Raw genomic sequence first — 20,440 nt, 5'->3', positions numbered from 1 at the left:
GCAGCAAAGAAAAAGCCCCGCCGAAGCGGGGCTCGTCGCAAACGGATGGCGCAAGGCCATCCGGAGCGCCTGTTCTCGTTACGTCGTCACAGGCAGGCGTTGATGTCGCCGGCGGACGCTGCGTCGCCGCGCACGCCGACCCACGTCTTCGCACCCGGCTTCCACGACGGACGAACCATCGCGGCGGCGCCGTTCGGCGGCTGCTGGCCCGGTGCGTACACGTCGGTCGCCAGGCCGTTGGCCAGCACGTTCTGCGAGATCACCTGTTGTTGCGACTTGTCGGCCCAGGTCTTGGCGATGCACGCCGAGACGTCGGGAGCCGCTTTCTGGCTTTGTCCCACGTTCTGCACGGCAGGTTCGGCGGCATGAGCAGAAATTGCCACGGTCAATGCGATGAGCGGTAAGTATTTCACGTTCACGTTATCTCCCTCGAGTCGTGATTGATTGAGTGGGATGCGCAGCAGTGCTGCGTTCAAGTGAGATCGCATCTGGCAGGCTCGGTTCCGGTCATTCCGAAACAAGTTGTTAACGCGCTTGCCAAACGGCGGCTCGGATGCTGCGCATGTTGCTGCGGCGCCGCATGCGTCGCGTATGGCTCGACGTCATGCGTGGCGGTCGGTGCGCTGCCGGTCGTGGTGTGGTGAGGTGACGGCCGCGGCGGGCGGCATGTGCTGCATGCCGCGCCGCGACTCTTTATCTGATGACGAAGTGGAATGGCTGATGGATGGCCCCGTCGCATGAACACCATGATGACAAACTTTCGTCCGCCGAATTGTTAACCAACTTTAAACGGATAAGGTGGCCGCGATGCGACGCGGCGCGCGACGGGCGCGCGGCATCGTGCAGCGACGTGAGGCGGGGAAGCGGTGCGCGGCAGGGCGCCGCGCACGCGGGTTGTGTCAGCCGATCTTGCGCGAGCCGACCTCGCGCAGGTTGGCCGGGACGATCGGACGGAAGCGCTCGCGTTTGTGTTCGTCGTCGAAGTGCTGGAGTGCCGGCTTGATCAGGTCGCTGCGCGACACGATGCCCGTGATGCGCAGCGATTGCTCGTCGGCGACCACCGGCAGGCGCTCGAGGCCGAGCATCGCGAGACGCGAAGCGACGACGCGGCACGTTTCGTGAGCCAGCGCGACGGCCGGTGCGCGATCGGCGAATGCGGCCGAGATCGGCGTATCGGTGCTCGCCTGTGCTCGCTGGGCGTCGAGCGTCGCGCGATCGACGAGGCCGAGCAGGCGGCCGTTCTGCACGACCGGATACGCGCGGTGCGCCTGCTTCGCGCCGAAGTATTGCGTCTCGACGGTATCGAGCGTCGCCGAACCGTCGATCGCGACGAGCCGATCGGCCGACGTCATCACTTCGCCGACATCGTGCCGCTCGAGCGGATCGACGCCGTATTCGCGATAGATGTGGTAGCCGCGGCGTGCGATCTTTTCCGTCATGATCGAGCGCTTCATCACGATGGTCGCGAAGCCGTGCGCGACGAGCGTCGCGGCGAGCAGCGGCAGCAGCGCGTTGGCGTCGTGCGTGAGGCCGAAGGCGAACACGATCGCGGTGAGCGGGGCGCCGAGCGTCGCGCCGAGCGTCGCGGCCATGCACACGAGCGGCCACAGCACCGGATCGCCGCCCGGCAGCACCGGCGACAGCACGGTGCCGAGGCCGGCGCCGAGCATCAGCAGCGGGGCGAGCACACCGCCCGAGGTGCCCGAGCCGAGCGCGATCACCCACATCACGGCTTTCACGATCAGTAGCGCGAGCGCGACCTTCAGCGCGATGTGCTGGTGCAGCAGGTCGCCGATCACGTCGTAGCCGACGCCGAGCGCGCGCGGCTCGAGCCAGCCGCCGATGCCGATCACGATCGCGCCGAGCGCGGGCCACCACATCCAGTGCATGGGCAGCTTCGCGAAGGTGTCTTCGACGCGGTAGAGCGCCGCCGACAGGCCGCACGCGAGCATGCCCGACAGCAGGCCCGCGACGATGCACGACAGCAGCGCGACGGGCGTCGGCGCGGCGGTCGTCACCGGAAACAGCGGATCGACGCCGAAGAACACCGCGCGTGCGAAGCCTGCCACCGCGCACGCGAGTGCGACCGGCAGGAAACTGCGCGGACGCCATTCGAACAGCAGCAGTTCGACCGCGAGCAGCACGGCGGCCACCGGCGTGCCGAACACGGCCGTCATGCCGGCGGCCGCGCCGGCGACGAGCAGCGTCTTGCGCTCGGCGGCGGTCACGTGCACGCATTGCGCGATCAGCGAGCCGAGCGCGCCGCCCGTCATGATGATCGGGCCTTCGGCGCCGAACGGGCCGCCGCTGCCGATCACGACGCCGGACGACAGCGGCTTGAGGATCGCGACCTTCGGCGACATGCGGCTCTTGCCGAACAGGATCGCCTCGATCGCTTCGGGAATGCCGTGGCCGCGGATCTTTTCCGAACCGAAACGCGCCATCAGGCCGACGATCAGCCCGCCGATCACCGGCACGGCGATCACCCATGCGCCGAGCGTGTTGTTCGCGGGCGAATGGTCGGCGAACGAGAACTGCTGGAAGAAGAACAGGTTCGTGAACAGGTGGATCAGGCTCAACAGCACGAACGCGGCAAGCGTGCTGAGCAGGCCGATCCCGGCGGCAAGCAACGCGATCCTGGGCAGGCGTTCGTTGATCGAGAAATCGCGTTTGTGTGGTGCGTTCATCGGCGTGGCGAGGGCAAGGGTCAGTAATCGATCTGGGGAACCTGGAACGCGCCCTTGAGCGACTTCAGCTCGGCGCGGTGCATGGCCGCGAGACGGGCGAGCAGCGTTTCGCCGGCCTGTTCGAGGTGGACTTCAACCTGGCGACGGTCGGCCTCGCTCGGCTTGCGCTTCACGAGCCCGAGCGCTTCGCAGCGCGTCACCAGCGCCACGACGCCGTGGTGCTGCGCCTGCAGGCGTTCCGCGAGCTCGCCGATGGTCGCCCATTCGCGATGCGGATAGCCCTTGATGTGCAGCAGCAGCAGGTATTGCAGCGGCGTCACGCCTTCGCTTTGCGCGGCGCGTTCGGAGAAGCGCTCGAAGCGGCGCATCTGATAGCGGAACTCGGACAGTTGCTGGAAATCGCTTTTCGCGAGCGCGCGTCGGGTATCGTTCATCGAGGTCGGGCGGGCAGTCGGTTACGGTGGCGGTAAATATATCACAACGTGATACAAATGGCCGAAATGCAGCGGAATGCTGCATTCCGCATTTCGCAGGCGGTGACGGCGCGGGATGCGCGCTACGCGGCCTCGAGCATCCGGGTCTGCCGATAAAGGCCCGTGACGAGATCGGTCTGCGTGATGATGCCGACGAGCCGGCGCGACGCATCGACGACCGGAATATGGTGGTGGCCCGAATGCGTGAACAGCGGCACGAGCGCCGTGATCGGCATCGTTTCCGGCACCGACGCGACGTCGCGCGTCATCACGGACGCGACGCTCGCGGGCCGGCCGCCGAACGATTGCGGCAGCCGTGCGGACAGGCGCTGCCACAGCGGGGTCGGACGGCGCAACTGGCGCGTGAGGTCGGCGCGCGTGACGATGCCGGTCAGCCGGCCTTCGCCGTCGACCACGGGCAGCGCCTTCACGCGGTGACGGTCGAGCAGCGTCAGTGCGGCCGCGATCGACGTCGACGGCGCGACCTCGATCGCATTCTTCGTCATCAGGTCCGCGCACTTCAACTGGCCGAACGTGCGCGTATAGGCCTGCATTTCGGTTTCGCGCAGCAGCGCTTCGAGATCGTCCGGATCGACGTCGAGCCATTCGCTGCGGCGCTTCAGCACCGCGTCGAGGTCGCCGCGCGTGAAGCCGCCGCGCGCCGGTGCGGCGCCGGCCTGCTGTTTCGCTTCGGGGCGTACGCCGCCGTGCGGATAGCGGTGCCCGGTCAGCGCGTGATAGACGAGCGCGGCCGAGAGCAGGATCGCCGATTGCAGCGCGATCGGCTGCAGGATGAAGCCGAAGCCGAGCGAATGGATCGCGGGGCCGCCGACCACGGCCGTGAGCGCGACGGCGCCCGACGGCGGATGCACGCAGCGCAGCGCGAACATGCCGCCGATCGCGCAAGCGATCGCGACCGCGGCGGCCGTGATCGGATCGGCGATCCATTGCGCGCACGCGACGCCGACCGTCGCCGCGACGAGATTGCCGCCGATGATCGACCACGGCTGCGCGAGCGGGCTCGCCGGCACCGCGAACAGCAGCACGGCCGACGCCCCCATCGGCGCGACGAGCAGCGGCACGAGGCCCGGCACGCCAGGCAGCAGCCGCATCGTGACGCCGACCGTCGCAATGCCCACGAGCGCGCCGGTGCACGAGCGCAGGCGCTCGCGCCAGCCGAGCGTCATCGGATGGGGAATGAAGCTGTGCAGCCATTGCCGCAACGTGCGGCGCGACGGGGAGGAACCTGACGACATGGATGGTAAGCGGTAGAAATGACGGCGCGGGGCGGGCGACAAGCGCGGAATTATATCGCGTTGTGATACATGTTGTCGCGCTGCATCAAGCCGGTGCACGCGCGCGACGCGCGAGTCTTGCAAAAACCTTTCATCAGGTGAGAGCTTCTGCGCGCGTCATCGCGCAAATTTGTCTGCAGCGGCGTACAATTCGGCGCAGTCAATTCCCCCGTCATGCCAGAACCCCGTCCGCGATGCCCGCTCTCCCGCCTTTTCCCCGGCACGGCGATCGATTCGGCGCGGTTCGCGGCCGCGTTCCGTTACCTCTCTGACGCCAGCGCCGCCGACGCTTCCCCACTGACTTTCCCCAAGCCAATTCAATGGACATGCTCGAAAACATGCGCCTGTTCGTGCGCGTTGTCGAAGCCGGCAGCTTTACCGCGGTCGCGAAGGAAATCGACGCGACCACCGCACAGGTGTCGCGCGCCGTCTCGAACCTCGAAGCCCACGTACAGACGCGCCTGCTGCATCGCACGACCCGCCACCTCGGCCTGACCGAAAGCGGCGAGCGCTATTTCGAGCGCGCGAAATCGATCCTCGCGGAACTCGACTACGCGAACGCGGAGGCGCGCAACGCGCTGTTGCGGCCGAGTGGGAAGATGCGCATTCATGCGATGACGGGGCTCGGGCAGAGTCATGTCGTGTCGTCGATCGTGCGCTACCAGGCGGACAATCCCGACGTGTCGGTCGAGCTGACGCTGGCGCAGCGGATGCCGAATCTGGTCGAAGAGGGCTACGACGTGTCGATCGTGACGGCGTCGCAGTTGCCCGATTCGGGCTATGTCGCGCAGACCTGCGGCACGAGCTGCAGCGTGCTCGTCGCATCGCGCGAATATCTGGCGCGGCACGGCACGCCGCACACGCCCGACGATCTGCCGAACCACGTGTGCCTGCGTCTCGACACGCCCGCGTCGCCGGCCGGCGAATGGCGGCTCGAGCGTAGCGACGGCGAGGAAACCGTCTACGCGCTGCAGCCGGCGCCGTTCCAGGTCAACGTACCGGACGCGCTGTGCGTCGCGGTGCGCGCCGGGCGCGGGATCGCGTGCGTGGCGCTGTATACGGTGCTCGACGATATCCGCGAAGGGCGGCTGATCCGCGTGCTGCCCGAGTACCGGCTGCAGACGGTCAGCGTCTATGCCGTCTACGCGACGCGCCGCTATCTCGATGCGAAGATCCGCACCTTCCTCGATCACTTGCGCACGACGCTCACGCCGGCGCTGGAGAACGATCTGCGCGAGCTCGACCGACTCACGACGGAGCACATGCCGGGCGGCCGCCAGTCTGCGTGACGGCGCCTGTGTGCCGCCGCGCCGCTCGTGCGGCCGGCGCGATGCGGATCCGCTCGAAGCGGCCCGCGGGCCAGGCGTACGCCGCAATGCCGCTCAGCCCATGCGCGGCGACGAACCATAACGCGCCGCCGAACGAGCCCGTGCTGGCGACGAAGTAGCCGATCGCAGCGGCGTGACGATCCCGGCGAAGTTACCGATCAGGTGGAACCGAGTATAGAAATCGCATCGATATCGGTCTAACATCAAAAGACTATCGATTGATTCAAGATTTGAATGATTGAGCTCCATCAGCTTCGCTGTTTCGTCGCAGTGGCCGAAGAGTTGCATTTCGGCCGTGCGGCCCGGCGGCTCTTCATGACCCAGCCCCCGCTCAGCCGGCAAATCCAGTTGCTCGAGCACGCGCTCGGCATCGCGCTGCTCGAGCGCAGCAGCCGGCAGGTCAGCCTGACCGCGGCCGGCGAACGCTTCCTGCGCGACGCGCGGCACATCCTCGAATTTTCCGCACGGGCCGAGCAGGCCGCGCAGCGCGTCGCGCATGGCGGGGCCGGGCGCATCACGCTCGGTTTCACGGCCGTCAGCGCGTACCGGATGATCCCGGTGCTGCTCGCGCACGCGGCGCATGCGTTGCCGGACGTCGACGTCGAACTGCGCGAGATGGTGTCGACCGTGCAGATCGACGCGCTCGCGTCGCGGATGCTCGACGCAGGCTTCGTGCGCCAGCGCGCCGCGCGGCAGCCGCTCGAATACCGGCTCGTGCAGCGCGAACCGATGCTCGTCGCGGTCGCGGAAGGCGCGCCGCTCGCGGCCTACGAGCAGATCGGTCCCGACGAGCTCGACCGGCAGCCGTTCATCGCGTATTCGCCGAACGAGGGCAAGTATTTCCACGACATGATTTCGGGCATGTTCGCGGGCGCCGGGCGGCTGCCGAACTACCTGCATTACGTCGGTCAGACGCATACGATCCTCGGCCTCGTGCGCGCGGGGCTCGGCGCGGCGCTCGTGCCCGCGTCGGCACGCGAGCTCCATGTGGACGGCGTGGTGTTCCGGCCGCTGGCGGGCGTCAACGTGGCGGCCGAGTTGTATCTCGCATGGCGCGCGGACAACGACAATCCGGCGCTGCCGGTGTTCAACGCGATGGTCGAGCGGTTTCTGACCCAGAACACGGACGACACGGGCGTCTAGCTGCGCTTGCTCGCGCGAGCGGGTGCCCGCCGCCAGGTGCCGGGTGACGCGCCGTCGATCCGGAAGCATCGTGCGACTGCAGCCGGCAACGGCGGCGTGGAGCGGAGGAGGGGAAAGGGACTGGAAGACGTGCGCGCGGCCGTGCGGCGAGAATCCGCCGGCCCGCGCGCATCGGGACGTCAGTGGGTGATCGACAGGAACAGATACGCGGCGAACAGCGCGACGTGCACGACGCCGTGCAGCACCGTCGTGCGCCCCTGGCTCAGCGTGAGCGTGCTGACCAGCAGCGTGAGCGCCAGCAGGACCGTTTCCATCGCGCCGATCCCGAGCGTGAGCGGCTGGCCGACCCAGATGAACACGGCTGCGACGGTCGGGATCGTGAGCCCGATGCTCGCGAGCGCCGAACCGAGCGCGAGGTTCATGCTGGTCTGCAGGCGGTTCGCCCGCGCGGCGGTGACGGCCGCGAGCCCTTCCGGCAGCAGCACGAGCGCGGCGATCACGATACCGACCGCGGCTTCGGGCGCACCGAGCTTCAGCACCGCATGCTCGACGGCCGGCGACAGCAGCTTCGCGAGCAGCACGACCGCGACGAGGCTCGCGAACAGCAGCACCATGCTGATGATCGCGGTGCGGTTGCTCGGTGCCGCCGCGTGTACCGCTTCGTCCGCGCTGTCGTGCGCGGCGAGGAAGTAGTCGCGGTGGCGCACGGTCTGCACGAACACGAATGCGCCATACAGCACCAGCGACGCGACGCCGGCGAACGCGAGCTGCGATTTCGAGAAGAACGGGCCGGGCGCGGCGTTCAGGTAGTTCGGCATCACGAGCGACAGCACCGACAGCGACGCGAGCACCGCGAGCGCCTTGCTCGCGCCGCGCCCCTGGAAGTCCTGTTCGCCGTGCTTCCATGCGCCGACCAGCAGGCAGATGCCGACGATGCCGTTACAGATGATCATCACGGCGGCGAACACGGTGTCGCGGGCGAGGCCCGATTTCTCGGGGCCTGCGCCGAGCATCACCGACACGATCAGCGCGACTTCGATGACGGTCACGGCGACCGCGAGCACGAGCGTGCCGAACGGTTCGCCGACGCGGTGCGCGACGACTTCCGCATGGTGGACGGCGGCGAACACGGCGCCGGCGAGCGCGGCGGCGAACACCGCGATGACGAGACCTTCGACCGGCACGACGCGCGACAGCGCGAGTACCAGCCAGGCGGCAAGCGGGGCCCAGAGGGTCCAGCGCGGGAGCTGGTTGGACGAGAGCGGCATGAGGGTTTCCTTATGCGAGTGGCGGCGCGCGACGCGCCGTCACGGGTTGACGAAGCCCGGCCGTACAATCCGCCGAACGAAGACGATGAAACCGAAGAGGGGCGGCACGCAACGGCGCTACCCTGGGTTCGCTGCCGCGAGGCGGCGAGGGGCGCGGGCGGGCCGAAGCCCGTCGCGGGATGAAACGGTTCGAAGCGGTTGTCCGCGGACAGCGAGACGAGCACACGTGGGGGCGCGCGGTCCGGAAGCTCGATTCGACCCCGGAAAGGGGGGATGGACGGCGATGACGGCGCGACACGTATTCCCCCTGAAATCCGGCAATTTGTCGAATTTTATCAGGCGTTCGGGGGGTACTATCTCATATTCGATCCCTTACGTTGACCTTTCGGTTTACAAAAAGTTGCCCCGATCTTTCGATTTTTTGTCGTTGCAGGTTTCGTAACGGTCACTTGCCCAACACATTCGGGCTCGCCCTGACATAAATCTACCGACCGGTCGGTTTATAATCGCTCGCACTTCCACTTCATGACGGATCGCAAGCGATGGCTGTTTCCTCTGCATATTCGGTGAACTCGGGCGCGCTCGCGCCGTCGGCCGTCGTCGGCGTGATTGGTGCCGGCGCGATGGGCGCGGGCATTGCGCAGGTCGCGGCGGCGGCCGGCCATGCGGTGCTGCTGTACGACCTGAGCGAGGCGGCCTGCGACAAGGCGCTGGCCGGCATCCGCGCGCAGTTCGCGCGGTTGGCGGAGAAGGGCCGGCTCGAACCGGCGCGGGCCGAGGCGGCCGGCAACCGGATCCGCGCGGTGCGCGCGCTGGCCGATTTCGCGGGCGCCGCGCTGATCGTCGAGGCGGCGGCCGAACGGCTCGACGTGAAGCGCGAGATCTTCGCGACCCTCGAACGCCATGTCGACGACGCATGCGTGCTGGCGACCAACACGTCGTCGATCTCGATCACGTCGATCGCGGCCGGGCTGCGCGTGCCGCAGCGCGTCGCCGGCCTGCATTTCTTCAACCCGGCGCCGCTGATGGCGCTCGTCGAGGTGGTCAGCGGGCTCGCGACCGCGCCCGAGGTCGCCCGGATGCTTCATGCGACCGCCGCCGCGTGGGGCAAGCAACCGGTGATGGCGAAATCGACGCCGGGCTTCATCGTGAACCGCGTCGCCCGGCCGTATTACGCGGAGGCGCTGCGCGTGCTGAACGAGCAGGGCGGCGTGCCGGCTTCGATCGACGCGGTGATGCGCGAAGCCGGCGGCTTCAGGATGGGGCCGTTCGAGCTGATGGACCTGATCGGCCACGACGTGAATTTCGCGGTGACCGAGTCGGTGTTCCGCGCGTACTTCAACGACCCGCGCTACACGCCGTCGCTGATCCAGCAGGAGCTCGTGAATGCGGGCTTCCTCGGGCGCAAGTCCGGGCGCGGGTTCTACTCGTATGCGGACGGCGCGACGCCGCCCGCTCCCGATCTCGAACCTTCGCGCACCGCGCCGGCCGAGGTCGCGCTGTTTGCACAGGATGGCCCGGCCGCCGCGCTGCATGCGCGCTTCGTCGACCGCATCGCGAACGCGCGGCGCAACGACGCGCATGCCGACGATCTGCTCGCCGTGGCCGGCCGCGCGTCGATCGCGCTGACCGACGGCCGGACGGCCACCGCGCGCGCCGCGCAAACGGGCGTGGCGGATCTCGTGCTGGTCGATCTCGCGCGCGATTACGCGCAGGCCGGCCTCGTCGCGCTGACGCGCGCGCTCCAGTGCAGCGACGCGGCGTATGCGGACGCGGTCGGCCTGTTCCAGCAGGCGGGTTTTCGCGTCGTCGGCGTCGCGGACGTGCCGGGGATGGTCGCGATGCGCACCGTCGCGATGCTCGCGAACGAAGCGGCCGACACGGTCAACCAGGGCGTGTGCTCGCCGGCCGATCTCGATCTTGCGATGGAGAAGGGCGTGAACTACCCGTGCGGCCCGCTCGCGTGGGCCGATGCGATCGGCATCGGCCGCGTGCATCGCGTGCTGTCGAATCTGGCGGCGAGCTACGGCGAGGACCGCTATCGCGTGTCGCCGCGCCTCGCCGCGCTGCACGCGGCCGGCCGCACGTTCCGGTCGTGACCGCCCCGTCACCTCGAACACGACAACGACATCACTCCATTGGAGGAGCACCCCGATGACTCACCCGACGCATCCCGCCGCCGCCCTCGATCCGATCGAGACCGCCAGCCGCGACGAACTGCAGGCGCTGCAGCTCGAACGCCTCAAATGGTCGCTGCGCCACGCGTACGACAACGTCCCGCACTATCGGCGCACGTTCGATGCGGCGGGCGTGCATCCGGACGACTTGAAGTCGCTCGCCGATCTCGCGAAATTTCCGTTCTCGACCAAGAGCGACCTGCGCGACAACTATCCATTCGGCCTCTTCGCGGTGCCGCGCGAGCAGGTCGTGCGCGTGCATGCGTCGAGCGGCACGACCGGCAAGCCGACGGTGGTCGGCTACACGGCGCGCGACATCGACACGTGGGCGAACGTGACCGCGCGCTCGATCCGCGCGGCCGGCGGCCGCCCGGGCGATACGCTGCACAACGCGTTCGGCTATGGCCTGTTCACGGGCGGTCTCGGGATTCACTACGGCGCGGAGCGGCTCGGCTGCATGGTCGTGCCGATGTCCGGCGGGCAGACCGAGAAGCAGGTGCAATTGATTCGCGATTTCGAGCCGAAGATCATCCTCGTCACGCCGTCGTACATGCTGAACCTGATCGACGAGATGGTGCGGCAGGGGATGGACCCGGCCGAATCGTCGCTGAAGATCGGCATCTTCGGCGCCGAGCCGTGGACGCAGGCGCTGCGCGACGAAGTGGAGGCGCGCGTGGGCATCGACGCGCTCGACATCTACGGGCTGTCGGAAGTGATGGGTCCGGGTGTCGCGTGCGAATGCGTCGAGACGAAGGACGGCCCGGTGATCTGGGAAGATCATTTCTACCCGGAGATCATCGATCCCGTCACCGGCGAAGTGCTGCCCGACGGCAGCCAGGGCGAGCTCGTGTTCACGTCGCTGACGAAGGAGGCGATGCCGGTGATTCGCTACCGCACGCGCGACCTCACCGCGCTGCTGCCGCCGACCGCGCGCGCGATGCGCCGGCTCGCGAAGATCACAGGCCGCTCCGACGACATGCTGATCGTGCGCGGCGTGAACGTGTTCCCGAGCCAGATCGAGGAGATCGTCGTCGCGCTGCCGCAGTTGTCGGGCCAGTTCCAGATCACGCTGTCGCGCGACGGTCACATGGACCGGCTCGACCTCGCGGTCGAGTTGCGCTCCGAAGCGGCGGCGTCCGTCACGGACGGCGAGCGCGCGGCGCTCGCGCGCGAACTGCAGCACCGGATCAAGACGATGGTCGGCGTGTCGTCCGGCGTGACGGTGCTGGCGGCCGGCGGCATCCCCGCGACCGCGACCGGCAAGGCGCGCCGCGTGATCGATCGCCGCCAGGCCGCCTGATTTCGATGTGTGCATCGTTCTACCCGAGGAAACCTGTTCGATGGATGAATTGAAGACCCTGGCCGTCGCGGTCGATGCGCGCGGCATCGCGACCGTCGCGCTGCGGCGCGGCGACGTGCTGAACGCGTTCGACGAGACGATGATCGCGGAGCTCACCGACGCGTTCACGACACTCGGCCGGCGCGACGACGTGCGCGCGATCGTGCTGCGTTCGGACGGTCGCGCATTTTGCGCGGGCGCCGACCTGCAGTGGATGCAGCGCGCGAGCGCGAACGATGCGGCCGCGAACCTGCGCGACGCCGAGCGGTTCGCCGCGATGATGCACGCGATCCGGCAGTGCCCGAAACCGACGGTCGCCCGCGTGCAGGGGCACGCGTTCGGCGGCGGCGTGGGCCTGTGCGCCGCCTGCGACATCGTGATTGCGAGCGATCACGCGCGATTCTCGGTCAGCGAGGCGCGCTTCGGGATCCTGCCGGCCGTGATCGGCCCGTATCTGGTCGAGGCGGTCGGCCAGCGCCAGGCGCGCCGTCTCGCGCTGACCGCGACGCAGCTCGCGGCTGCCGAAGCCGTCGCGATCGGCCTGATTCATCAGGCCGTGCCGCTCGATGCGCTCGACGACACGCTCGAGCGGACGCTCGCGGAGCTCGGCCGCAACGGCCCGCACGCGCTGACGGAGATCAAGCGCTTTTTCGATGCGATCGGCGAGTACCCGCCGTCGGACGAACGCGCGGCGTTCACCGCGCAGACGATCTCCCGCGTGCGGGCGACGCCGGAAGCGAAGGAAGGCTTCGCGGCCTTCTTCGCGAAGCGGCCGCCGGCCTGGGAGGCGGGCGCTAAATAAGGCTGCGCGCCGCACGTTCACGACGATCGACGGCGCAACCGGGCCGGCCGCATTTTGCGGCTCGGGCGCGGGCGCTTGCACTACAATGCGTGACCCCCGGCGCGCTGCCGGCCCCCGTCCCGACCGCTGCTTCGCACGATGATCGTCAATCGCCTCGTCTCCGAGATCCTGTTTGGCTTTACCGGCCTGATCGGCATCATCAATCCGATCGGTATCGCGTTCCTGTTTCTCGAACGGACCGAGGCGCTCACCGCGCACGAACGGGATCTGCTTGCGAGGAAGGTCGCGTTCAACGCATTCGTCGTGCTGATGGTCGCGTTCTTCGCCGGCACGCCGGTGCTGCATTTCTTCGGAATCTCGATGGAAGCGCTGCGGATCGGCGGCGGCTTCGCGGTTGCCGTCGCCGGCTGGCAGATGCTGAACGAACCGGACGGGCCGGGCGGCGGCGACACGCCGGTCAAGCCGATCGACGCGAACGCGATCATGACGCGCGCGTTCTTCCCGTTGACGGTGCCGCTGACGGTTGGCCCCGGCTCGATCGCGACCGCGATCGCGCTGAACGCGAACCGCACGCACAAGCTGTCGGAATTCATGTTGTCGAGCATCGTGTCGATCGCGGTGTCCGTGCTCGTCGCGCTCGTGATCTGGCAGGTCTACAGCCGCTCCGCGCTGCTCGCGCGCTACCTCGGCAGCGAAGGGACCAAGGTCGCGAAGCGCGTGTCGGCGTTCCTGCTGCTGTGTATCGGCGTGCAGATCATGCTGACCGGCTTCTCCGCGTTCCTGCAGCCGCTCGCCGACCAGGTCAAGTAACCGGGCCTTCCGGTTCGTCTTTCTTTCACGCAGCCTGCATGCGGCGCGCGGTCGTACGCGTTCGCGGCATGCGGGATACCATGCGACGTCTGGCGGATGCGCGGTGCGCATCCGGCCGCAAACCCGACTCGAATGGAGAGGCGTGCAATGGAATACGTGAAATTCGGATCGACCGGGCTGGACGTGTCGAAGCTGGTGCTGGGCTGCATGACGTTCGGCGAGCCGTCGCGCGGCACGCACCCGTGGACGCTGCCCGAAGCGGAAAGCCGCCCGATCATCCAGCGGGCGGTCGAGGCCGGCATCAACTTCTTCGACACCGCGAACATGTATTCGGACGGGACGTCCGAGGAGATCGTCGGCCGCGCGCTGCGCGATTTCACGAAGCGCGACGAGGTCGTGATCGCGACGAAGGTGTTCTACCGGATGCGGCCGGGGCCGAACGGCGCCGGCCTGTCGCGCAAGGCGATCATGACCGACATCGACCAGAGCCTGAAGCGGCTCGGCACCGACTACGTCGATCTCTACCAGATTCACCGCTGGGACTACGGCACGCCGATCGAGGAGACGCTCGAGGCGCTGCACGACGTCGTGAAGGCGGGCAAGGCGCGCTATATCGGCGCGTCGTCGATGTTCGCGTGGCAGTTCGCGAAGGCGCTGCATACGTCGAAGCAGAACGGCTGGACCCGCTTCGTCAGCATGCAGAACCACCTGAACCTGCTGTATCGGGAAGAGGAGCGCGAAATGCTGCCGCTGTGCGAGGACGAAGGCATCGCGGTGATTCCGTGGAGCCCGCTCGCACGCGGGCGCCTGACGCGCAACTGGGACGAAACGTCGGAACGGCAGCAGAAGGACGATGTCGGCCAGCGGCTGTACGAAGCGACGGTCGACGCCGACAAGGCGGTCGTCGAGGCCGTCGCCGCGATCGCCGCCGCGCGCAACGTGCCGCGGGCGCAGGTCGCGCTGGCGTGGGTGGCGCACAAGCGCGGCGTGACCGCGCCGATCGTCGGCATCTCGAAGCCGCAGCAACTGGACGATGCGCTCGGCGCGCTCGCGCTGAAGCTGACCGCAGACGAGATCGCCGCGCTCGAACGCCCGTACGTGCCGCACGCGGTGGCCGGGTTCAACTGAGCGGCCGCGCGGGCGCCGCGATCAGCGCGCGGCGGCGAGCATCGGGTAGGTGAACAGGCCGAAGTGGACGACGTTCAGCCCCGCATGCGCGAGCGCGGCGGCGAGCAGGCCGCCGCGCCGCCACGCGAGCCCGTAGCCGACGCCGGCCACCGTGCCGAGCACGATCCACTGCCAGCCGCCGGCCGCGTGCGCGGCGCCGAACAGCACCGCGCCGGCCGCGAGCGCGACCCACGGGCCCCACGAGCAGGCGCGGAACACGCGGGTCAGGCCGCCTTGCACGTAGCCGCGGAACAGCGCTTCCTCGGCGAGTGTCACCAGCAACAGGTTGTTCGCGAGCCACAGCCAGCCGGACGGCGGCCACTTGGGCGCCCAGCCGACCATCCCGAACGCGAGCGCGCCGGCCAGGCACGCGGCGGCCGTGGCGACGGCCGCCACCGCACCGGTGCGCAGCGCGCGCAACGGCGCGACGTCGGGAGCCACCCACGGCAGCGCCCACACCAGCCACAAGCCGACTAGCGGCTTGTCGAAATTCAGGTACATCGTGAACGGCACGGCGTCCGGCGTGAAGCGGGTCGGGCCGATCACGCGCGGATTGTGGAAGCCGGGAAGCAGGTGCAGGCTCAGCGCGATCGCGAGCGCGGCAAAGACGAGGTGCGCGGCGATGCGCACCGCGAGCGGGCGCTCGGGCAACACGCCCCAGCCGGCCGCGATCAGCAGCGCGAACGGCGCCAGCGTGATCGGCGCGAGTTGGCCGAACGCCAGGGCGCCCGCATAGCCCAGCACGGCGAGGCCGATGCTCAGGCCGTGCAGCGGGCGATGCCACGCGAATGCGGCGGCCGCGAACAGGGCGAGCCAGATCGTGGCACACGGAAGGAGCGAAAGGGACATGACGGGAAACGGATGGGCGGACGAGACGCCGCGCATCATACAGCAGGTGCGGTGACACGCCGCCGCACGGCCGGGCAGCCGCGTGTCAGCGGCCGGCGGTTTCGGTGACGCCGCCGGCGCCCGGGACGTCGACGCTGTTGCGCACGCGCATGCGCCGCCGGTACCAGAACGTCCACAGCAGCAGGCAGCCGAACACCGTGTAGCCCATGACCGGCGACACGACCAGCACGCGCTCGACCGGCCAGCTGACGACCATCCACCAGCGCAGCAGCATCTCGAGCGTCATGATGGCGCCCCACACGAACGTCATCAGCCGCAGCATCTGGCGCAGGCCCGGCTGCGCGTCCCAGACGGCTTCGAAGTGGGCGGCGCCGCCGTCCATCTCGCGGGCCACGGTCGCGCGGGCCAGATAGAAGATCAGCGGGCGTTCGCGGAACAGCGACAGCAGGAACACGACGCCGATCGTGCCCGAACCGATCGATTCGCGCATCAGCAGCGTGCGCGGACTGCCGCCGAACGCCATCCCGACGATCGACAGCGTGATGCCGAGCAGCACGATGGCCGCCACCGCGTCGACGCGGCGGGAGCGGATGAATTCGACGATCGACCAGACGATCGGCGGAACCGCCGATGCGTACAGCGCGCCGGTTTCGCCGAAATACGGATGCGCGACCCGGTAGGCCACCCAAGGCAGCACGAGGTTGACGAAGAGTTCGAGAATCAGGCCGGCTCGCGGTTTCACGGTGCGCCATTCCACGCAGGTCGGGGCGAACGCGCGAAACGCGTGGTTGCCCCCGGTTGCCCGAAAAGGGTTCGGTCCAGTATATCGAAGAATCGCGCCGAGTTAGCGATTGTGAATGTTGCTGCATGCCGCATCCGGATGGAGCTCGACAAGGCGGCCGCTTCGGACGAGGCGATAGCGGGAAGGGCGGCGCCGCGCAGGCAGCCTGCGCGGCCTCCATCGATGCCGCGGCCGCGCGTGCGGTCAGGAGACGGCCGGCCGGACGATGATCTTCACGTTGCGGTCCTTGTGGTTGACCAGTTCCTCGAAGCCGTGCGCGACGATGTCGCCGAGCGCGATGCGTCCGGTGATGAGCGGCTGCACGTCGATGCGGCCGTCCGCGATGAAGCGGATCACGTCCGCGAATTCGCCGTTGTACGCGAGCGAGCCGATCACTTCCTTCTCGGTCGACACGATGTCGAAGAAGTTGAACGGCGCCGGTTCCTCGAAGATGCCGACCATCACCGACTTGCCGGCCTTGCGGATCACGTCGATCGCGAGCTTCGCGGTGGCCGTGTGCCCGATGCATTCGAACGACACGTCGGCGCCGTAGCCGCCCGTCAGCGCCCTGACTTCGGCGATCGCATCGGACGTCTTCGGATCGACGACGACGCTCGCGCCGACCTCCAGCGCCTTCCGCTTGCGCGCGGCCGACATTTCCAGCGCGATCACGCGCCCGGCGCCCGCGGCCTTCGCACACATGATCGTGCACAGGCCGATCGTGCCCGCGCCGACCACGACGACGGTCTGTCCGACGATGTTGCCGGCCTTCTTCACCGCATGCAGCCCGACCGCGAGCGGTTCGATCAGCGCGCCGGCCTCGGTCGGGAAATCGTCGGGCAGCTTGTACAGCAGTTCGGCCGGCACGTTCACGTATTCGGCGAACGCGCCGTTGTTCATCAGCCCGGTGAACGCGAGGTTCTCGCAGATGTTGTACATCCCGTGCCGGCAATACCAGCAGGTGCCGCAATGCTGGCACGCGTCGGCCGTCACGCGGTCGCCGACCGCGAAGCCCGACACGCCCGCGCCGAGTTCGGCGATCTCGCCGCTGAACTCGTGACCGAGGATGCATTGGCCCTTCAGGCCGGTCAGCGGATGCGGTGCGTCGACCGGGATGAACACCGGCCCGGCGACGTATTCGTGCAGGTCGGAGCCGCAGATGCCGCACCAGTGCACGCGGATCGTGACCCAGCCCGCGGGCGGGCGCTCCGGAACGGGAACCGCTTCGACGCGGATGTCGTGGCGGCCATGCCAGACGGCGGCCTTCATGCTGGGGGGCGTGATCGGTGCGGGTGTACTCACGTTGCTGTCTCCGTCGGGTTGTCGTCGGGCGCGCGGCAACGCTGCCGGTGTGCCCGTCGCGCGATTGCGCGATCGACCGGTATGCAGGAACGGGGCCAGCGTGAATCGGGGCGGTACGGGGCGGTCGAAAGGCGGCGCTGGATGCGTTGCACCATGTCGCTCTATGCCGACCGGCCGGGATTCGGAAGGAATGGTGCGTCGGATTTGCTGCGATAGCGCAACATCGGATCCGCTGAGACGCCGGGACGTTCGTCTCAGCGCGATGAGACGAAGCGCGAGACGGACGGTGGCGAACGGTGACGGACGATGCGGTTCGATTCGCGGTCAGGCGACGACTTCGTCCACGGCGACGGTCGCGAGCGGCGTGAATCCGGCGGCGCGGTACAGCGGCTGGCCGGCTTCGGTCGATATGAGCCACACGCGGTGCGCGCCCCGGTGCCGTGCGTGGGCGACGATCGCGGCGAGCAGTTGCGTCGCGAGGCCTCGGCGGCGGTATGTGTCCGCCGTCGCGACGCGATCGACGACGATATCGTGCGGCGACGCGAAGCCGTAGCGCGCGGTGGCCGCGATCTGCCCGTCGAGCCGATGCGCGAACAGGAACGCGGCCGGATTCGGGTGGAACGGCGGGAAGGCGCCGCTGGCGTTGAACGCGTCGATCGCGTCCGGCGTGTCGCAGGCGAGCGCTTGCGCGAGCGCGTCGTCGCCCGACAGACGGTCGATATCGGCGGCCATGAAGTGCTCGTCGGTCAGCCGGCGCGTCCTGCCGTGCAGCGCGGACGGCAGCGGCACTGCGCCATAGCGCGTGATCCACGCACCGACGACAAACGGGCCGGCGCCGGACTCGGGCGCCCCCTCGATCATGAAATGCTCGAAAGGCCGGCCCATCGCGTCGTCGAACTGCACGACATGGCCGTCCGGGCCGTCGTGCAGCGGCGCATCGCGCCGGTCGCGCGCAGCGCAGTACCCGGCGATGAACGTGCGCACGGCGGCCTTGCGGCGGGGGAAGGCGGACCAGGCTTCGTCGAGCGGGAACAGCGTGGCCGGTGCAGGGGAGGCGGTCGGCATTCGGGCGGGCATTGTCGGAGCGAAGCCGACAGCTTAGCCGAGGATGCCGTCGCTTGCCGTGCCAGCCATTGTCACGATCACCGAAACGAATCGTTGCACGCGTTACCCCTTTACTTGAAGTTAACTTCAATTTGTATCATGGGCGCCGGTCCGATTGCGGCCGCGCGAGACATCCCGTTGCACGCGGCCGCCTCAACGGAGGTGACGATGACCGAATCGCCTGTCGCGGCCGAGGCCGCCACGCTGCCGTCGCGCAGCTACCGGGCCGCCATCGCGAACGTCGTGCTGGCGAGCATCGTGTCGGCGCTGCACGTCGGCAAGGCGACGATCGCGTTGCCGTCGCTGCAGCACGAGTTCGGCGGCTCGCTCGCGTCGCTGAGCGGGATCATGTCGGTGTTTCCGTTCGTCGGCGTGTTCGGCGGGATCGCCGCCGGGCTGCTGGTGCGGCGCTGGGGCGACCGGCGACTGCTGGTGACGGGCCTCTTCATCCTCGGCCTGTCGAGCATCGTCGGCGCATGCGCGGGCAGCTTCGCGCTGCTGCTGGCCACGCGCTTCGCGGAAGGGCTCGGGTTCGTGATCGTGGTGGTTGCCGCGCCCGCCGTGCTGAACCGCGTGACGCCGCCCGAGCGGCGCAATCTCGCGTTCGGCCTGTGGAGCACCTTCATGCCGGCCGGCATGGCGCTGTCGATGCTGGTCGGGCCGCTGCTCGGCGGCTGGCGCAACGGCTGGCTCGCGGCCGCGGCGCTGACGCTCGTCGCCGCAGCCGCGGTGCCGGTCACGACGTCGGCCGACGCACCGTCGCGGCAGGCCGCGGCGGCACCCGTCGGGCCCGCGCTGCGCACCGTGCTCGCGGCGCGCTCGACCACGCTCCTCGCACTCGGTTTCGCGACCTACAACGTGCAGTTCTTCGCGGTGATGACGTTCCTGCCGGTGTTCCTGATGCAGCGTCTCGGCGTTGCCGTCGGCGCGGCCGGGCTGATCAGTGCGGCGATCGTCGCTGCATGCGTAATCGGCAACCTGACGGCCGGCTGGTTGCTGTCGCGCGGGGCGCGACCGGGGCTCGTGATGGCCGCGACGTCGGTCGCGATCGGCGCGGCGGGGGCGGGCCTCTTCAGCGCGGCGACGCCCGCACCGCTCGCGGTCGCGCTCGGGTTCGCGTTCTCGGCCATGGCCGGGATGCTGCCCGCGACGATTCTCGCGTGCGCGCCGGGTTCCGCACCGTCGCCGTCGCTGGCGCCGCTCAGCATCGGCTGGGTCGTGCAGGGCAACTATCTCGGCCAGGTGATCGGGCCGCTGACGATCGGCGCGATCGTCGGGGCATTCGGCTGGTCGGGCGGCGTCGGGCTGATGCTCGCGGCCGCCGTCGCCGGCGCGGCGATCGGCCTGTGCCTGCTGCGCGAACCGATAGGCCGGCGCTGAGTGCGGCGCCGGCGTCTTTCAACCTGCACGGAAATCCGTCAAGCATGCTCAACATCATGGAAAGCCCGATCTGCGAGGATGACCTGTCGTGCGACGTGCCCGCGTCCGCGCTCGGCGAAGACGATCCGATGCCGTCGCGCGGCGGCGTGGTCGCGCATTCGCTCGCGACGATCGGGCGCGCGCCGATTCCGGAGCATGCGACGGCCGCGGCGTCGCCGTTGCGCCCGCAACTGTTCGTCACGGTGCTGGAGGCGGGGCACGACGGACTGCTGGTGCGATGGGTCGAGAGCGGCCGGTGTCATTACGGCGAACAACGCTGGCGCTTGCGCGTCGCGTTGCAGCCCGGTCGCTGCGCGCTCTCGGGGCAGCCGATCGAGCCCGGCGAACCGGTGTTCCGGCCGGTACGGCGGCCCGTGCCGGCCAATGGCGACGAGATGATTCGCCCGGCAGCGGTACCCGGCATGGCCGATGCGACGCGCGACGATGTGCCGGAGGACGGCGGCGCCCGCCATCCGGCCGATGTTCATGGCTGAAC

18 protein-coding genes and 1 pseudogene are annotated in these 20,440 nt (G+C 68.9%); 9 read left to right on the top strand and 10 right to left on the bottom strand.

Going from position 1 to position 20,440, the window contains the following annotated elements:
* Positions 1–86: 86 nt before the first annotated feature.
* The 4 genes from WT97_RS10425 to WT97_RS10410 form a co-directional block, all read right to left on the bottom strand.
* Positions 87–419 carry a hypothetical protein gene (locus tag WT97_RS10425; RefSeq protein ID WP_175888591.1) on the bottom strand — a complete coding sequence of 111 codons (333 nt, stop codon included), beginning with the start codon at positions 417–419 and terminating at the stop codon, positions 87–89.
* Between the two features lie 480 nt (positions 420–899).
* Positions 900–2,687 (bottom strand): chloride channel protein, encoded by a 1,788-nt coding sequence (locus WT97_RS10420; protein ID WP_060353378.1) that lies wholly within the window; start codon positions 2,685–2,687, stop codon positions 900–902.
* Positions 2,688–2,707: 20 nt separating this feature from the next.
* The gene (locus WT97_RS10415) at positions 2,708–3,121 is read right to left on the bottom strand and encodes a MarR family winged helix-turn-helix transcriptional regulator (protein ID WP_059505471.1); all 414 of its coding nucleotides are present in this window, start codon (positions 3,119–3,121) and stop codon (positions 2,708–2,710) included.
* Between the two features lie 122 nt (positions 3,122–3,243).
* Positions 3,244–4,416 (bottom strand): HPP family protein, encoded by a 1,173-nt coding sequence (locus WT97_RS10410; RefSeq protein ID WP_060353377.1) that lies wholly within the window; start codon positions 4,414–4,416, stop codon positions 3,244–3,246.
* Between the two features lie 359 nt (positions 4,417–4,775).
* On the opposite strand from WT97_RS10410, the gene WT97_RS10405 reads away from it, so the two are divergent.
* The gene (locus tag WT97_RS10405; RefSeq protein ID WP_059505467.1) at positions 4,776–5,744 is read left to right on the top strand and encodes a LysR family transcriptional regulator; all 969 of its coding nucleotides are present in this window, start codon (positions 4,776–4,778) and stop codon (positions 5,742–5,744) included.
* 28 nt (positions 5,745–5,772) lie between these two features.
* On the opposite strand, the pseudogene WT97_RS35105 reads toward WT97_RS10405, so the two are convergent.
* Positions 5,773–5,951, bottom strand: a pseudogene (locus WT97_RS35105) (MFS transporter); the annotation flags it as partial.
* Between the two features lie 66 nt (positions 5,952–6,017).
* On the opposite strand from WT97_RS35105, the gene WT97_RS10400 reads away from it, so the two are divergent.
* Positions 6,018–6,926: a LysR substrate-binding domain-containing protein gene (locus WT97_RS10400; protein WP_059505465.1), complete on the top strand. Its 909-nt coding sequence runs from the start codon at positions 6,018–6,020 to the stop codon at positions 6,924–6,926.
* Between the two features lie 179 nt (positions 6,927–7,105).
* On the opposite strand, the gene WT97_RS10395 is transcribed toward WT97_RS10400, so the two are convergent.
* Positions 7,106–8,194 carry a calcium:proton antiporter gene (locus WT97_RS10395; protein ID WP_034204707.1) on the bottom strand — a complete coding sequence of 363 codons (1,089 nt, stop codon included), beginning with the start codon at positions 8,192–8,194 and terminating at the stop codon, positions 7,106–7,108.
* A 542-nt stretch (positions 8,195–8,736) separates the two neighbouring features.
* Here WT97_RS10395 and WT97_RS10390 point away from each other — a divergent pair.
* The 5 genes from WT97_RS10390 (at position 8,737) to WT97_RS10370 (ending at position 14,450) form a co-directional block, all read left to right on the top strand.
* Entirely contained in the window at positions 8,737–10,293 is a 1,557-nt protein-coding gene (locus WT97_RS10390; protein ID WP_060353376.1) for a 3-hydroxyacyl-CoA dehydrogenase, read from the top strand.
* Between the two features lie 55 nt (positions 10,294–10,348).
* Positions 10,349–11,671 carry a phenylacetate--CoA ligase PaaK gene (gene paaK / locus WT97_RS10385; RefSeq protein WP_059505461.1) on the top strand — a complete coding sequence of 441 codons (1,323 nt, stop codon included), beginning with the start codon at positions 10,349–10,351 and terminating at the stop codon, positions 11,669–11,671.
* 40 nt (positions 11,672–11,711) lie between these two features.
* The gene (locus WT97_RS10380; protein WP_060353375.1) at positions 11,712–12,512 is read left to right on the top strand and encodes an enoyl-CoA hydratase-related protein; all 801 of its coding nucleotides are present in this window, start codon (positions 11,712–11,714) and stop codon (positions 12,510–12,512) included.
* Between the two features lie 138 nt (positions 12,513–12,650).
* Positions 12,651–13,322 (top strand): MarC family protein, encoded by a 672-nt coding sequence (locus WT97_RS10375; protein ID WP_059505457.1) that lies wholly within the window; start codon positions 12,651–12,653, stop codon positions 13,320–13,322.
* Between the two features lie 147 nt (positions 13,323–13,469).
* A complete protein-coding gene (locus WT97_RS10370; protein ID WP_060353374.1) occupies positions 13,470–14,450 on the top strand; it encodes an aldo/keto reductase in 981 nt (326 codons plus the stop codon).
* Between the two features lie 21 nt (positions 14,451–14,471).
* Here the strand turns inward: WT97_RS10370 and WT97_RS10365 are convergent, their stop codons facing one another.
* The 4 genes from WT97_RS10365 to WT97_RS10350 form a co-directional block, all read right to left on the bottom strand.
* Positions 14,472–15,338: a CPBP family intramembrane glutamic endopeptidase gene (locus tag WT97_RS10365; RefSeq protein ID WP_060353465.1), complete on the bottom strand. Its 867-nt coding sequence runs from the start codon at positions 15,336–15,338 to the stop codon at positions 14,472–14,474.
* An 85-nt stretch (positions 15,339–15,423) separates the two neighbouring features.
* Positions 15,424–16,080, bottom strand: a complete 657-nt coding sequence (locus WT97_RS10360) for a VC0807 family protein (RefSeq protein ID WP_060353464.1) — start codon at positions 16,078–16,080, stop codon at positions 15,424–15,426.
* Between the two features lie 243 nt (positions 16,081–16,323).
* Complete coding sequence (locus WT97_RS10355) at positions 16,324–17,388, bottom strand: 2,3-butanediol dehydrogenase (protein WP_059789569.1); 1,065 nt, start codon at positions 17,386–17,388, stop codon at positions 16,324–16,326.
* 357 nt (positions 17,389–17,745) lie between these two features.
* Complete coding sequence (locus WT97_RS10350) at positions 17,746–18,486, bottom strand: GNAT family N-acetyltransferase (RefSeq protein ID WP_060353373.1); 741 nt, start codon at positions 18,484–18,486, stop codon at positions 17,746–17,748.
* Between the two features lie 207 nt (positions 18,487–18,693).
* On the opposite strand from WT97_RS10350, the gene WT97_RS10345 reads away from it, so the two are divergent.
* On the top strand, positions 18,694–19,905 hold the full coding sequence (locus WT97_RS10345; RefSeq protein WP_060032057.1) for a CynX/NimT family MFS transporter: 1,212 nt from the start codon (positions 18,694–18,696) through the stop codon (positions 19,903–19,905).
* A 44-nt stretch (positions 19,906–19,949) separates the two neighbouring features.
* Positions 19,950–20,438, top strand: a complete 489-nt coding sequence (locus WT97_RS10340) for a DUF3331 domain-containing protein (RefSeq protein ID WP_060353372.1) — start codon at positions 19,950–19,952, stop codon at positions 20,436–20,438.
* Positions 20,439–20,440: the final 2 nt, after the last annotated feature.

The organism is Burkholderia sp. MSMB1459WGS (assembly GCF_001534535.1).
Classification (GTDB): Bacteria; Pseudomonadota; Gammaproteobacteria; order Burkholderiales; family Burkholderiaceae; genus Burkholderia.
The sequence above is the reverse complement of the archived record's forward strand: the minus strand, read 5'-3'. Positions and strand labels throughout refer to the sequence as shown.

What these genes read in the sequence shown, in the direction of transcription:
- WT97_RS10420 (WP_060353378.1), bottom strand. Translation starts at nt 2,687, where the DNA reads ATGAACGCACCACACAAACGCGATTTCTCGATCAACGAACGCCTGCCC.
- WT97_RS10415 (WP_059505471.1), bottom strand. Translation starts at nt 3,121, where the DNA reads ATGAACGATACCCGACGCGCGCTCGCGAAAAGCGATTTCCAGCAACTG.
- WT97_RS10410 (WP_060353377.1), bottom strand. Translation starts at nt 4,416, where the DNA reads ATGTCGTCAGGTTCCTCCCCGTCGCGCCGCACGTTGCGGCAATGGCTG.
- WT97_RS10405 (WP_059505467.1), top strand. Translation starts at nt 4,776, where the DNA reads ATGGACATGCTCGAAAACATGCGCCTGTTCGTGCGCGTTGTCGAAGCC.
- WT97_RS10400 (WP_059505465.1), top strand. Translation starts at nt 6,018, where the DNA reads ATGATTGAGCTCCATCAGCTTCGCTGTTTCGTCGCAGTGGCCGAAGAG.
- WT97_RS10395 (WP_034204707.1), bottom strand. Translation starts at nt 8,194, where the DNA reads ATGCCGCTCTCGTCCAACCAGCTCCCGCGCTGGACCCTCTGGGCCCCG.
- WT97_RS10390 (WP_060353376.1), top strand. Translation starts at nt 8,737, where the DNA reads ATGGCTGTTTCCTCTGCATATTCGGTGAACTCGGGCGCGCTCGCGCCG.
- paaK (WP_059505461.1), top strand. Translation starts at nt 10,349, where the DNA reads ATGACTCACCCGACGCATCCCGCCGCCGCCCTCGATCCGATCGAGACC.
- WT97_RS10380 (WP_060353375.1), top strand. Translation starts at nt 11,712, where the DNA reads ATGGATGAATTGAAGACCCTGGCCGTCGCGGTCGATGCGCGCGGCATC.
- WT97_RS10375 (WP_059505457.1), top strand. Translation starts at nt 12,651, where the DNA reads ATGATCGTCAATCGCCTCGTCTCCGAGATCCTGTTTGGCTTTACCGGC.
- WT97_RS10370 (WP_060353374.1), top strand. Translation starts at nt 13,470, where the DNA reads ATGGAATACGTGAAATTCGGATCGACCGGGCTGGACGTGTCGAAGCTG.
- WT97_RS10365 (WP_060353465.1), bottom strand. Translation starts at nt 15,338, where the DNA reads ATGTCCCTTTCGCTCCTTCCGTGTGCCACGATCTGGCTCGCCCTGTTC.
- WT97_RS10355 (WP_059789569.1), bottom strand. Translation starts at nt 17,388, where the DNA reads ATGAAGGCCGCCGTCTGGCATGGCCGCCACGACATCCGCGTCGAAGCG.
- WT97_RS10350 (WP_060353373.1), bottom strand. Translation starts at nt 18,486, where the DNA reads ATGCCGACCGCCTCCCCTGCACCGGCCACGCTGTTCCCGCTCGACGAA.
- WT97_RS10345 (WP_060032057.1), top strand. Translation starts at nt 18,694, where the DNA reads ATGACCGAATCGCCTGTCGCGGCCGAGGCCGCCACGCTGCCGTCGCGC.
- WT97_RS10340 (WP_060353372.1), top strand. Translation starts at nt 19,950, where the DNA reads ATGCTCAACATCATGGAAAGCCCGATCTGCGAGGATGACCTGTCGTGC.